12 protein-coding genes are annotated in these 12,877 nt (G+C 62.4%); 8 read left to right on the plus strand and 4 right to left on the minus strand.

What is annotated here, in order from left to right; all coding sequences use genetic code 11:
• The 8 genes from SOP85_RS24805 to SOP85_RS24840 form a co-directional block, all read left to right on the plus strand.
• A partial coding sequence (locus tag SOP85_RS24805; RefSeq protein ID WP_323628540.1) for an ImcF-related family protein occupies positions 1 to 1,611 on the plus strand: 1,611 nt, incomplete at its 5' end.
• Entirely contained in the window at positions 1,608 to 3,194 is a 1,587-nt protein-coding gene (gene tssA, locus SOP85_RS24810) for a type VI secretion system protein TssA (protein ID WP_323628541.1), read from the plus strand. The genes SOP85_RS24805 and tssA, both read left to right, overlap by 4 nt.
• A 24-nt stretch (positions 3,195 to 3,218) precedes the next feature.
• Positions 3,219 to 4,988 (plus strand): type VI secretion system baseplate subunit TssF, encoded by a 1,770-nt coding sequence (tssF, locus tag SOP85_RS24815; protein ID WP_323628543.1) that lies wholly within the window; start codon positions 3,219 to 3,221, stop codon positions 4,986 to 4,988.
• Positions 4,952 to 6,049, plus strand: coding sequence for a type VI secretion system baseplate subunit TssG (gene tssG / locus SOP85_RS24820; protein WP_323628544.1), 1,098 nt, complete (start codon positions 4,952 to 4,954; stop codon positions 6,047 to 6,049). The genes tssF and tssG overlap by 37 nt, the downstream gene beginning before the upstream one ends.
• Entirely contained in the window at positions 6,030 to 6,563 is a 534-nt protein-coding gene (gene tssJ / locus SOP85_RS24825) for a type VI secretion system lipoprotein TssJ (RefSeq protein WP_323628546.1), read from the plus strand. Before tssG ends, tssJ begins: the two co-directional genes overlap by 20 nt.
• 3 nt (positions 6,564 to 6,566) lie before the next feature.
• A complete protein-coding gene (gene tssE, locus SOP85_RS24830; RefSeq protein ID WP_274076688.1) occupies positions 6,567 to 7,016 on the plus strand; it encodes a type VI secretion system baseplate subunit TssE in 450 nt (149 codons plus the stop codon).
• 15 nt (positions 7,017 to 7,031) lie between these two features.
• Positions 7,032 to 8,231, plus strand: coding sequence for an OmpA family protein (locus SOP85_RS24835; RefSeq protein ID WP_323628548.1), 1,200 nt, complete (start codon positions 7,032 to 7,034; stop codon positions 8,229 to 8,231).
• 108 nt (positions 8,232 to 8,339) lie between these two features.
• Entirely contained in the window at positions 8,340 to 9,008 is a 669-nt protein-coding gene (locus SOP85_RS24840) for an ATPase (protein ID WP_323628549.1), read from the plus strand.
• Between the two features lie 4 nt (positions 9,009 to 9,012).
• Here SOP85_RS24840 and SOP85_RS24845 read toward each other — a convergent pair whose 3' ends face one another.
• The 4 genes from SOP85_RS24845 to SOP85_RS24860 are packed head-to-tail and all read right to left on the minus strand — an operon-like array spanning position 9,013 to position 12,877.
• Entirely contained in the window at positions 9,013 to 9,609 is a 597-nt protein-coding gene (locus SOP85_RS24845; RefSeq protein ID WP_274076691.1) for a cytochrome c3 family protein, read from the minus strand.
• Between the two features lie 9 nt (positions 9,610 to 9,618).
• A complete protein-coding gene (locus SOP85_RS24850; protein ID WP_274076692.1) occupies positions 9,619 to 10,104 on the minus strand; it encodes a nitrate reductase cytochrome c-type subunit in 486 nt (161 codons plus the stop codon).
• 11 nt (positions 10,105 to 10,115) lie between these two features.
• Positions 10,116 to 12,620, minus strand: a complete 2,505-nt coding sequence (gene napA / locus SOP85_RS24855; protein WP_274076693.1) for a nitrate reductase catalytic subunit NapA — start codon at positions 12,618 to 12,620, stop codon at positions 10,116 to 10,118.
• Positions 12,617 to 12,877, minus strand: a complete 261-nt coding sequence (locus SOP85_RS24860; protein ID WP_077185768.1) for a chaperone NapD — start codon at positions 12,875 to 12,877, stop codon at positions 12,617 to 12,619. The genes napA and SOP85_RS24860 overlap by 4 nt, the downstream gene beginning before the upstream one ends.

Genomic DNA, 12,877 nt, shown 5'->3' on the forward strand with positions numbered 1-12,877 from the left:
AACCATTACCCGGCGTTGAACCTGCAACAGATGGTTGGCGACACCGAGGCACGGGCGCTGTTCGTCAGCCAGGCCAGCGTGCCAGGTGTATTCACCCGTCAGGCCTGGGAGGGCCAGGTGCGCCCGGCCATCGACGCCATCGCCGAGGCGCGGCGCGAGGAGATCGACTGGGTGCTCAGCGACCAGCCCGGCGACATCGCCGCCGAGCTGACCCCGGACATGCTGCGCGAACGCCTGACCCGGCGCTACTTCCAGGACTACGCCAGCGCCTGGCTGAAGTTCCTCAACCGCGTGCGCTGGCAGCCGGCCAACAGCCTGGGCGAGGTGATCGACCAGTTGACCCTGATGAGCGACGTGCGCCAGTCGCCGCTGATCGCCCTGATGAACACTCTGGCTTATCAGGGGCAAGCCGGCACTCGGACCCAGGCGTTGGCCGACTCGCTGATCAGTTCGGCGCAAAAGCTGATCGCCCAGGCCCCAGGGCCGCTGATCGAGCAGCAATTGCAGGGACCGAAAGGCCCCCTGGATGCCACCTTTGGTCCGCTGCTGGCCCTGCTCGGCAAAACCCCCGAAGGCCAGGACGACCGCGAACGCCTGAGTCTGCAAGCCTTCCTCAACCAGGTCACGCGCACTCGCCTGACCCTGCAGCAGGTCAACCATGCCGCCGACCCGCAGGACATGACCCAGACCCTGGCGCAGACCGTGTTCCAGGGAAAAAGCATTGACCTCACCGACACCCGCGCCTACGGCAGCCAGCTCGCCGCCAGCCTCGGCGCGGAGTGGGGCGGCATTGGCCAGACCCTGTTCGTGCAGCCGCTGGAGCAGGCCTGGCAGCGCGTCCTGCAACCTTCGGCCAGCAGCCTCAACCGTCAGTGGCAACGGGCGATCGTCAGTGAATGGGACGCAGCCTTTACCGGCCGCTATCCGTTCGCGGCCACCGCCAGCGACGCCTCGTTGCCGATGCTCGGGCAGATCATCCGCGCCGACTCCGGGCGTCTCGAGCAATTTCTGCAGCGCGAGTTGGGCGGCTTGCTGCGCAAGGAAGGCAGCCGCTGGGTGGCCGACGCACAACACAGCCAGGGCCTGCGCTTCAACCCGCAGTTCATCCAGGCGATCAACCAGCTCAGTCACCTGGCCGACGTGCTGTTTACCGACGGCGGCATGGGCCTGAGTTTCGAACTGCAAGGCAAACCGGTGCGCGACGTGGTGCAGACCACTTTCACCCTCAACGGCGAACAGCACGAGTACTTCAACCAGAAGGAAAGCTGGCAGCGCTTCAACTGGCCGGGTCGCAGCCAATACCCCGGCGCGAGCCTGACCTGGACCAGCGTGCGGGCCAACGAACGGTTGTTTGGCGACTACCCGGGCACCTGGGGCCTGATCCGCCTGCTGGAGCAGGCCCAAGTCACGCCACTGGATGACGGCGACAGCCGTTTTCGGATGGTGCTCAAGGCGCCCGATGGCATTGGCCTGACCTGGTATCTGCGCACCGAACTGGGGGCAGGGCCGATGGCGCTGCTCAGGTTGCGTGGCTTCAAGTTGCCGACGCAGATCTTTCTCGGCAAGGACGAAAAAGCCGTGCCCTATGCACTGAATGGAAGGTTTGAATGAGCCTGGACAGATTGATCGAACGTTGCCTCGGGGAGCGGGATGCCGTGGGCCTTGCCCGGGCGCAGGCAGGGCACTGGCAATCCTGGTTGCAGCCGATCAGCGCGGACTTGCCCGCCGGGGAAGATCCGGCCTGCGATGATGATTTCCAGCGCATGCGTGAGGAGGTCAACAAGCTGTCCGGGGCCGACGTCGAACAGGTCATCCAACTGGCGCAGACGCTGCTGGATGGATCGTGCAAGGATCTGCGGGTAGTCACTTATTACATCTGGGCACGTTTGCACAGGGACGGCGAAGCGGGCTTGGCCGACGGCCTGAACCTGTTGGCCGCAATGCTGGAACGCTACGCCGTCCAGGTGCTGCCTGCGCGTCCCAACAGCCGCAAGATGGCGCTGGAGTGGCTGGCGAGCAGCAAGGTGCTCGACACCCTGTCGCGCTACCCCGAAGTGGTCAAGAACGAGGCCGAGCGTACGGTGGCGGCGCTGGCCTGGCTGGAGCACGGGCTCGCGGCCTGGCCTCAGGATCAGCGTCCCGCCTTCGGTGCGCTGTATGCCGCGTTGTCTGCGCGATTGGCGCAATCCGGCGGGGTCGACGCGCTGGTCCCGCAGAACAGCGCCAGCCACGAGAAAAACACCCGAACGGCCGCCCCAGACCCCACGGCCATCAAGTCCGGGCGTGACCTGCTGGACAGCGGCCGGGCGCTGGCCGGCTACCTGCGCGAGCAGCCCCAGGGTTGGCTGGCGGCGCATCGCCTGATGAAAAGCCTGCGCTGGGACACCGTGCATGAAGCACCGCTTCAGGATGCCAGCGGCAAGACTCGCCTGACTCCACCCCGTGGCGAATACCGGGCACAACTCAAGCGCCTGCATCTGCAACAGAGCTTCAGTGAACTGTTGGATCTGGTGGAACGGATCTACGCCGAGGGCGTGAACCACTTCTGGCTGGATTTGCAGTGGTACCTCTACCAGGCACTGAGCAAGCAGCCTGCGCCACAGGACAGCTGGGCCGACATTGCCAAGCGCGACCTGGGCATGTTCCTCGAGCGCCTGCCAGGGCTGGAGGCATTGTGCTGGAGCGACGGATCGCCCTTGGCGGACGAGACCACCCGCGAATGGATCAGCCAGCACGTCTGTGGCAATCGCCCCCAGCAATGGCTGGCGGCACCACCCGTAGCAGCTACCTGCGCAGACCCCGAGATCCTGTCACTCGAAGGCGAAGCCCTGGCCCAGGCCGACAACGATGGCGTCGAGCACTCACTGGCCTGGCTGGCCGCGCGCCCGGGCATCCATACCGGTCGCCAACGCTGGCTGTTGCGCCTGCTGATGGCTCGGGTGGCCGAGCAATACGGAAAGAGCGAGCTGGCCATTCACCTGCTGGGCGAACTGGATGCCTGTGGGCAACGGCATGGGCTGGCGGAATGGGAGTCCGAGCTGAGTTTCGAGGTCAAGGCGCGCCTGCTCAAGCTGTTGCGCTTGAAGGCTCAACGCAATGACACAGACAAACCCACCCTGACCCGGCGGATGGAGGCGCTGCTGGCAGCGCTGGTGGCTGTCGACCCGGTACGCGCCGCAGTGCTCTGTGGCTAAACCTTCTTTATCAGGATTCTTTCCATGAGCATCGACAATCTGACACTGCAATATTTCGACGCCGAGATGCGCTACCTGCGCGAGGCCGGCAAGGAGTTCGCCGAGGCCTTTCCGGACCGGGCGGCCCAACTGAACCTGGACAAGTCGGGCGCGCGCGACCCTTACGTGGAGCGCCTGTTTGAAGGTTTTGCCTTCCTGATGGGGCGGCTGCGGGAAAAACTCGACGATGACCTGCCGGAGCTGACCGAAGGCCTGGTCAGCCTGCTCTGGCCCCATTACCTGCGCACCATTCCATCGCTCTCGATTGTCGAGCTGATACCCGAGCTCACAGAGATGAAGCGCAGCCAGCGGATCGCCAGCGGCTTCGAAGTGCTGTCGCAACCCATCGGGCCGCTGCGTACCCGTTGCCGCTACACCACGACCCAAGACCTGACATTACAGCCGCTGGCGCTGGAAAGCGTGCAGGTGGCTTATGAACCGGACGGTCGCTCGCTGTTGCGATTGCGCTTTGCCTGCGGGGCAATGGCCGACGGCAGCGAGATCGACCTGAGCCGCCTGCCGTTGTACCTCAATGCCGATGCCGCGCTGGCCAGTGCGCTGCATCAGGCGCTGACCCTGAACGCTCAAGCCTTATATGTACGCCTGCCTGACCAGACGGGCCGCTCTCTGCTCGAGGGTTATTTTTCGCCGAAGGGGTTCGGCGACGAGGATCGCCTGTGGCCCAAGGGCGACAGTGCCTTCAGCGGCTATCAGTTGCTGTTGGAATATTTCACCTTTCGCGAGAAATTCATGTTCGTCACCCTCTGCGGACTCGAGCAGTTGAAGCTGGCACCAAATACCCCCTGGTTCGAACTCGAGGTGGTGTTGAGCGAGCCGTTGCCCCAGGCGTTCACGCCGAACGCCGAGCACATTCGCCTGCATTGCGTGCCGGTGATCAACCTGTTCACGCTGGAGTCCGACCCCATGACCCTGGCGCCTTTGCAGACCGATTACCTGCTTCGCCCCATGCGTTTGCAGGACGGTCATACGGAGATTTATTCGGTGGACCGGGTCACCGCGTCGAAGAATGCCGTGCGCCACGAATACGTGCCCTTCACCAGCTTTCGGCACAAGGGCGGCATGTTGCGTGACGAAGCGCCCGAGCGCTATTTCCATACGCGACTCAAGCGCGGCCCCAATGGCCTGCATGACACCTGGCTGATCCTGGGCGGCGAAGGTTTCGATCAGGATCGACTCGATACCAGCGAAAGCCTGTCGCTGCGCCTGACCGGTACCCACGGCCAGCTGCCGCGCAAGGCCTTGCAAGGCACCTTGCTCGATACACCGGTGCAATCCATCGAGGTCGGCTTGCGCGTGCGCAACCTGTGTGCGCCGACCTTGCCGTGCTATCCGCCCAACCGCGACCGCTTCCACTGGCGGGTGCTGAGCCATCTCGGCTCGAACTTCCTGCCGATGCTCGACAACGCCGAAGTGCTGCGCGGCACGCTGGCGTTGTACGACTGGACGGGCAGCGAGCTGAACCGACGTCGTCTGGCGGCGATTGTCGAGGTCGAACACCACCTGATACAGCGCTTCGAAAAGGGCTTTCTGCTGCGCGGGGTCGACATCGAAGTCACGCTGGACGCCAACGGCTTCAGCGGTGAGGGCGACATCAACCTGTTCGGCGAAATGCTCAATCGCTTCTTCGGCCTGTACGCCGACATCCACCTCTTCAACCAGCTCACGCTGATCCTGCAACCTACTGGAACGTGCCTGCAATGGAACGAGAACCACAGTCAGCGTATTCCCGGCTGAAAGCCGGCGGTTTACTGGAGGCACTGAAGGGGCGGGTGGCCGAGGCGCAACTGTATCGCTTCTGCCAGTTGCTCGAACGGGCGTTGCCCGACCACCCGCCACTGGGCGGCACCACGTCGCCGGCGGATGATCCGGTACGCTTTCGGCCAGACCCCGGCATGAGTTTTCCCGTCGGTGAATTGAAGGCGATTGAAACCGACGATAAACACCCTGGGCGACCGGCCACGGTGCGCACGCGTCTGTTGGGTCTGTACGGCGTGGACTCGCCATTGCCGACGGCTTTTCTGGACGATATCGCCCAGCGACGGGAGGGGCACGAGGCACTTGAAGCCTTCCTCGACATTTTCAACCACCGGATCTTCACCCAGTTCTATCGGATATGGCGCAAGTACTCCTATCCGGCGACCTTCGAAGCCGGTGGCACGGATGCGACTTCGCAATGCCTGTTGGGGCTGATTGGCCTGGGCATTCCCGGAACGGCCGGGCGGGTCGGCACGCCGATATCTCGCTTCCTCGCCTTGCTTAGCGTGATGCGCCTGCCCACCCGAAACGCCGAAGGCATCACTGCGCTGGTCAAGCTGCTGGCCCCCGAAACCCGGGCACAGGTGACTCCCCACTGGCCGCAGAAAGTGCTATTGGCGCAGCCGGCTAGCCTGTCCCCGATGCATCCGGTGCGACTGTCCCAAGGCACACCCCTGGGCTGTGTCGGCTACGACGCAAACAGCCAGTTGCATCTGGCGTTGTTCACCGAAGACCGGGACGAGGCTCGTGGCTGGCTGCCCGGTGGCCCGTTGTACAACGATCTGCTGGCACTGCTGCGGGTGTACCTGGGTTGGCGTTGCACGGCAAGGCTGCAGTTGGCGTTGCCCCTGCACAGCCTGCCGCCACCGTTGTTGGGAGGCGCGCAGGTGTTGTTGGGCATGACTGCGGTGCTGGGCCTGGACAGCGATGCCTGGCAGGCCGGCGAAAGCACCACCATCACGATCAATCTGGGTCGCTATCAAGGCCTGCGGGACAAACCCCGGGAAAGGGAGATAAAGCATGGCGCGTACCGTTTATAAATCATTGGTGATCGCCTCGTTCGCAGTGCTCGGCGGTTGCGGGGTGAGCCAGAGCGTAACCGACGCGACGACCTCGACCACACAGGCAATCTTCTACAAGCAGGTTAAAACCCTGCGCCTGGACCTCAACGGGCGCGCGGCACTGAACACCGCCGGGATCGACATGAATGCGTTATCCGTGCCGACCCTGGTGCGGGTTTATCAACTGCGTGACCGCAAGGCGCTGGAAAGGGCGAACTATGACAGCCTGCTCAGCCACGACGAGCGCGTGCTGAGTGCCGATCTGCTGGACAAACGAACCCTGGTAATCAAGCCCGACGAGGGCGCGCAGCTGAACATCCCCCTGGACAAGCAGGCCCGCTATGTTGCCGTGGTTGCCTTGTTTCGTGAGTTCGATAGCCGGACCGATAACTGGCGCCTGACCCTGGCCCGCGATGACCTCGATCCGGACCGGGTGCGGGTGATCGAGCTGGGGGACAACCGCCTGACCCTACGCCCACTGGCCAAGGAGTGACGGATGAGCGATCTCAACCCCTCGCTGTACGAGACACTCCTGCAGAACTTCGACGGCGAACTGGATCTGCATCAGGTCGCCGAAGAGGATCAGTGCACGCTCTCTGTGCTGGACAACTTGCGCCGCATCCTCAACAGCCGGGCCGGCGCGCTCGACCATCTGCCCGATTATGGCCTGCCGGACATGGGCCAGATCCTCCAGGGGCTGCCCGGATCGGCGCATGGACTGATGAGTGCCATGGGCGACACCCTGGCCAAGTACGAGCCGCGGGTGTCCACGATAGGCATCGAGCTGTTGCCCCAGACCCGACCGGGTCATCTGGAGTACAGCCTCGAGGTGCAACTAAAAGGGGGCCAGCGAGTGACCTTCGGCACCACCCTGACGCCAGGGGGCAATGTCCTGGTGCGTCACTTGAAGCGGCAGCACTACCTGTCGACGTCGGGAACTGTTTAACCAAAGGAATGCGCGATGACAGCGTTGTTTGAAATGCGAATCAGGCTCGGTGGCGATCCGGGTGCCTTCAGTGAGTTCAAGGCGCTGCGTGAAGAGTTGGCCAGACTGAGTCATCCGGCCTGCCCGGATGTGGATTGGGCCAAGGTGGAGCAGTTGTGCCTGGCGTTGTTCCAGCGCAACGGTGCGGAGTTGCAAACGGCCGCGGCTTTCGTACTGGCCCGTAGTCACCGCCACGGCCTGGAGGGCATGGCTCAGGGGATCGCGCTGATCGAGGCGCTGGTCGGCGAATGGCCGACCCTGTGGCCCGCGATGGAGCCGGCGCGCCTGGAAATCCTGGCCTGGCTGTTCGCCTGCCTGCAGCCCCTGCTGCGAAGCCTGGAGCTACGACACTGGAGTCTGCCGGCGATCGTTCAATTGGGCGCTGGGCTGGAGCGCCTGCATGCAGGTCTGGATCGACAGGCGCAGCCCGCGCCGGGTTCATTGCACGCCCTGCGCCAGCAAGTCGACAGCCTGTTGCAGCGACTGGCGCAGAGCCACGCCCAGAGCCATGGGCTGACACACGGGGTGTTCGACGCGGTGGCCTTGTCGACGAGGTTGCCGCCACCGCCCCAGGTGATGCCGGTGGTGATCCTGCCGACGCCGCCGATGCCTGTCGTGCTGTCGGGCGCCAAGCAGAAAAAGATGCATCGGATTGGCCCTTGGCTGTTCGCGGTCGCCGCGACGGTCACCTTGGCTGCGGGTGTCCCTTGGATGGCCTGGCTGGTGAACCCGGACAAGGAGGGCGTGAATCGCCTCACCAGTGTGTTCCAGGCGCCACCCGTTGTTCCCGAGCCGGTGCGTCTGGACAGCCTGTCGCTGTTCGCCCCCGGCAGCGCCGAACTCAAGCCAGGCTCTACCAAGGTATTGATCAGCGCCCTGGTCGACATCAAGGCCCAACCTGACTGGTTGATCGTCATCGCCGGGCACAGCGATGCCAAGGGCAATGCCGAGCAGAATCTGCAGTTGTCCCACGCTCGCGCTTCAGCCGTGCGCAGCTGGATGCAGCGCATGGGGGATATCCCCGACAGTTGTTTCGCGGTCCAGGGGTTTGCCGACAGCCAGCCAATCGCCAGCAACGACAGCGAGGCCGGCCGCGCGGCCAACCGTCGTGTCGATATCCAACTGGTGCCTCAGGTCGGCGCCTGCGGGAAACCGGGCGAGCAGTTGCCGTCATAGCATCCATTCATTTGCTCGATACCCATCATTAAGCAATGCAAGTTCAGTTTTTCCACCAAGGGAGGAAGATAGCGTGATACCGATCTCGCCATTGAAGGAATAAGCGCGATGAGAATCTCGACCCTGCTGGCTTTTGTCGCCGTATTCAGCGGTGGCATCGCTGCTACCGCACCGGCTATTGCTGCCGATCCGTCCTGCCGTTTCCTGCCGATCGCCGACAGCACCGCTCGTTTGCAACACACGCAAACAGTGGCGGTGCTCTACAGCGAAAACACCCTTAATACCCAGCAATACCTTGAGAGCTACCACGATGTGGCGGTGAAAGGGGCACAGAATCCTGGGCTGGATTCGCGGATCAGCCAGGCGTTCGTCGACAGTTCCGATCCGCAGCGGGCGATCGGCTGGTTGCTGGGATCATTGCAGAAGGAGTTCGCGGCGGTGACGGTCTACGACAGCCTCGATGCGGCGGTGCAGGCGCATCCGGATGTGGTGGTGATGCTCGACACTTACAGTCGCCTGGTGTCGAAACGCAACAATCAGGTTGAAGCGCGGTTTGTGGCGAAGTTCTACGATGCGAACCTGCAATACATCGGCCAGGCTGCGGGTTCACGTGCCGAGCAGATGCCCTCGGTGTGGGTGCATGGCAAAGCCGCGCCGCAGATTGCCGCGCAGATCAATCAGCAAACGGTGTTGCAGGTGAATGCGTTGAAACAGTTCGATGCGTCGCTGAAGTCGCTGGTGACGGCCGACCATGTGGATCATGTCGCGAGCAACTGAATAGCTACCAGCCTTTGACGCCGCTCATATCGGGTAGCTTGTGGGCAATGCCCTTGTGGCAGTCGATGCAGGTTGCCTCACCGTTGGCCAATGAGGTCGAGTGCATGGCCGCCGCCCGTTTGCCCTGGCGGGTAAAGTCCATGAACTCGAAATTGTGGCAGTTACGGCATTCGCGCGAGTCGTTGGCCTTGAGCCTGGCCCATTCATGTTCGGCCAGTTCACGGCGCAGGGTGAGGAACTTGTCGCGGGTGTCGATGGTGCCGAACAGCTTGCCCCAGACTTCCTTCGATGCCTGCATCTTACGCGCGATCTTGTGGGTCCATTCATGGGGCACGTGACAGTCCGGGCAGCTTGCGCGCACACCCGAGCGGTTGGTGTAGTGGATGGTGTCCTGCAGTTCGACAAACACGTTGTCGCGCATCTCGTGGCAGGAAATGCAGAATTTCTCGGTGTTCGTCAGCTCCAGGGCCGTGTTGAAACCACCCCAGAAAATGATCCCGGCGATAAAACCTCCCAGCGTCAGAAATCCCAGGCTGAAATAAACACTCGGCCGACAGAGGATGCCCCAGTAGTCCTTAAGCAGGGCGAACAATGCTTTCATGGCGACTCCTCAAGGTTTCTGCGCGGCGTTGGCGTCGTCTTGCAGGATTTTGTCGATGGTCTCGAAGCTGTTGCCCACCAGCGGCAGCACATCTTTTTGCGGCACATGGCACTGGTTGCAGAAGTAGCGACGCGGTGAGACAGCCGCCAGCGCCTGGCCGTCGCGGTCCATGTAGTGGGTGATGCTGATCATCGTCGCCTGGCTGCGTGGACTGTTGGCCCGGCTGTGGCAGGACAGGCATTTGTTGCCGTTCTTGTCGATCTGATAGCCACGAATGCTGTGGGGGATGGTCGGCGGCTGGTCAGGGTAGTTGCGCTCGCGCTTGAGGTCTTTGTTTTCATCGTCGGCCAGTGGCGGCGCAGGCGCGTTTTGCGTCAGGGTGCCGCCGGGCCGGCGTCCGTCCGGGCCCGAAGCATCCAGCGGGTAATCGACCTCGGCGGCGATCACCGCGCCCATCACGGCGAGCAGGAACAACGGCAGGATGCGAAAAGTCATGACGGTTCTCCTCAAGCCACGCTGATCAACTCGATGCGGATCGCGCATTTCTTGTAGTCGGTCTGCTTGGAGATCGGGTCGGTGGCGTCGAGCGTGACCTTGTTGATCAGCTTGTTGGCATCGAAAAACGGCACGAACACCAGGCCGCGTGGCGGTTTGTTGCGTCCACGGGTTTCGATGCGGGCACGGATTTCCCCGCGACGGCTGATCAGTTTCACTTCACTGCCGCGGCGTGCCTTCATGGCCTTGGCGTCCTCGGGGTGCATGTAGACCAGCGCGTCCGGCACGGCTTTGTACAGTTCATCGACCCGTTGGGTCATGGTGCCCGTGTGCCAATGTTCAAGGACTCGGCCGGTGCTCAGCCAGAACGGGTAGTCGGCATCCGGCGCTTCAGCCGGTGGCTCATAGGGCAGGGCGAAGATGATCGCCTTCTTGTCCGGGTAGCCGTAGAACTGCACTTCGCTGCCCGTTTCCACGTAGGGGTCGAGCCCCTCGCGGTAACGCCAGCGGGTTTCCTTGCCGTCAACCACCGGCCAGCGCAGGCCACGCTCGGTGTGGTAACGATCAAAGGCCGCCAGGTCATGGCCATGACCGCGACCAAACTGGGCGTACTCTTCGAACAGACCCTTCTGCAGGTAGAAACCGAAGGCCTTGGCTTCATCGTTCTTGTAGCCGGTCTCGATCTGCTCGACCGGAAACTCGTCGACCTGGCCATTTTTGAACAGCACCTCGAACAGGGTTTTGCCCTTGTACTCCGGTGCCTTGGCCAGCAACTCCGCGGGCCAGGTTTCATCGGTGGTAAAGCGCTTGGAAAACTCCACCAGTTGCCAAAGATCAGACTTGGCCTCTCCGGGGGCGCTGACCAACTGATGCCAGAATTGCGTGCGGCGTTCGGCGTTGCCAAAGGCGCCTTCCTTTTCCACCCACATGGCGCTGGGCAGGATCAGGTCGGCGGCCTGGGCGGAAACGGTGGGGTAGACGTCCGAGACGATCACGAAGTTTTCCGGATTGCGCCAGCCCGGCAGGACTTCCTGCATGATGTTGGGCCCGGCCTGCATGTTGTTGCTGGCCTGGGTCCAGTAGACGTTGAGCACACCGTCCTTGAGCATGCGGCTTTGTTGTACCGCATGAAAGCCGACTTTCTCTTGAATGGTGCCGGCGGGCAGTTTCCAGATTTTTTCCGCGGTGGCGCGGTGTTTCGGATTGGTCACCACCATGTCGGCGGGCAGGCGGTGGGAGAAAGTCCCCACTTCGCGCGCGGTGCCACAGGCCGATGGCTGGCCGGTCAACGAGAAAGGGCTGTTGCCCGGTTCGCTGATTTTGCCCGTGAGCAGATGGATGTTATAGATCAGGTTGTTGGCCCACACCCCGCGGGTGTGCTGGTTGAAGCCCATGGTCCAGAACGACACGACCTTGCACTTGGGATCGGCATAAAGTTCGGCCAGGGCCTTGATGCGTTCAGGCGCCACCCCGGTTTCCTTCGCGGTGCGTTCCAGGGTGTAGGGTTTGACGAACTCAGCGAACTGTTCGAAGGACATGTCCGTCCAGGTATTGGCCTTGTCGGCATTCTTCGCCTGTTTTTCCAGCGGATCATCGGCACGCAAGCCGTAGCCGATATCGTCGGCGCCCTTCGCGAAGCGCGTGTGCTTGCTGATGAAGTCCTGATTGACCGCGCCGCTTTCAATGATGTGGTTGGCGATATAGTTGAGAATCAACAGGTCGGTTTGCGGCTTGAACACCATGGGGATGTCGGCCAGTTCGAAGCTGCGGTGTTCGAAGGTCGACAATACCGCGACTTTCACGTGCGGATAGCTCAGGCGCCGGTCGGTGACACGGCTCCACAGGATCGGATGCATCTCCGCCATGTTCGAGCCCCACAGCACAAAGGCGTCGGTGGCCTCGATGTCGTCGTAGCAACCCATGGGCTCGTCCATGCCAAAGGTGCGCATGAATCCCATCACCGCCGAGGCCATGCAATGACGGGCATTGGGGTCGATGTTGTTGCTGCGAAAGCCGGCCTTCATCAGCTTGTTGGCGGCATAACCTTCCCACACCGTCCACTGACCCGAACCGAACATGCCGACCGATTCGGGCCCCTTGTTTTTCAGGGCCTGCTTGAATTTTTCTTCCATGATGTCGAAGGCCTTGTCCCAGCTGATCGGCTGGAACTCTCCCTGCTTGTCGTACTTCCCGTTGGTCATGCGCAGCAGCGGTTGGGTCAGGCGATCCACGCCGTACATGATCTTGGACAGGAAATAGCCCTTCACACAGTTCAACCCGCGATTGACCTCGGCCTTGACGTCGCCATGGGTGGCGACCACCCGATTGTCCCGGGTCGCGACCATCACGCTGCAACCGGTGCCGCAGAAACGGCAGGGCGCCTTGTTCCAGTCAAGGGTGACCATGTCCGCTTCGGTCACCAGGTTGCTGGCAGTGGTGAAGATCGGCAGGCCGGCCGCGGAGGCTGCGATGGCGGCGGCCTGGGCCTTGACGAATGCTCGGCGCGACATGCTCATTGGATGTCTCCCGCGGGATCGAGAATTTCGTGATAGATCAGCGCGGCGTTGAGCACGCCCGGCAAATTGTTGATTTGATCGATGCGTTGCAGGATCTGGTTTTCGTGTACGGCCTCGAGGACTACCACCAGTTTGCCGGCGGCACTTTCCTGATGTAACTCCACGCCGTCCAATAAACGCAGGTTGGCTTTGACGGCGTCAAACAGTTCAGGTCGGGCAAGTACCACAAGGCTGGCTATGTGCAGGGGTTCATCCAT

Source organism: Pseudomonas sp. YuFO20 (genome assembly GCF_035064975.1).
Taxonomy (GTDB): domain Bacteria; phylum Pseudomonadota; class Gammaproteobacteria; order Pseudomonadales; family Pseudomonadaceae; genus Aquipseudomonas; species Aquipseudomonas putida_AE.

Excerpts from the sequence above, each read along its gene's own strand:
- SOP85_RS24845 (WP_274076691.1), bottom strand. The coding sequence starts at position 9,609 with ATGAAAGCATTGTTCGCCCTGCTTAAGGACTACTGGGGCATCCTCTGT.
- SOP85_RS24840 (WP_323628549.1), top strand. The coding sequence starts at position 8,340 with ATGAGAATCTCGACCCTGCTGGCTTTTGTCGCCGTATTCAGCGGTGGC.
- tssE (WP_274076688.1), top strand. The coding sequence starts at position 6,567 with ATGAGCGATCTCAACCCCTCGCTGTACGAGACACTCCTGCAGAACTTC.
- tssF (WP_323628543.1), top strand. The coding sequence starts at position 3,219 with ATGAGCATCGACAATCTGACACTGCAATATTTCGACGCCGAGATGCGC.
- tssJ (WP_323628546.1), top strand. The coding sequence starts at position 6,030 with ATGGCGCGTACCGTTTATAAATCATTGGTGATCGCCTCGTTCGCAGTG.
- tssG (WP_323628544.1), top strand. The coding sequence starts at position 4,952 with ATGGAACGAGAACCACAGTCAGCGTATTCCCGGCTGAAAGCCGGCGGT.
- SOP85_RS24850 (WP_274076692.1), bottom strand. The coding sequence starts at position 10,104 with ATGACTTTTCGCATCCTGCCGTTGTTCCTGCTCGCCGTGATGGGCGCG.
- SOP85_RS24860 (WP_077185768.1), bottom strand. The coding sequence starts at position 12,877 with ATGGATGAACCCCTGCACATAGCCAGCCTTGTGGTACTTGCCCGACCT.
- tssA (WP_323628541.1), top strand. The coding sequence starts at position 1,608 with ATGAGCCTGGACAGATTGATCGAACGTTGCCTCGGGGAGCGGGATGCC.
- SOP85_RS24835 (WP_323628548.1), top strand. The coding sequence starts at position 7,032 with ATGACAGCGTTGTTTGAAATGCGAATCAGGCTCGGTGGCGATCCGGGT.
- napA (WP_274076693.1), bottom strand. The coding sequence starts at position 12,620 with ATGAGCATGTCGCGCCGAGCATTCGTCAAGGCCCAGGCCGCCGCCATC.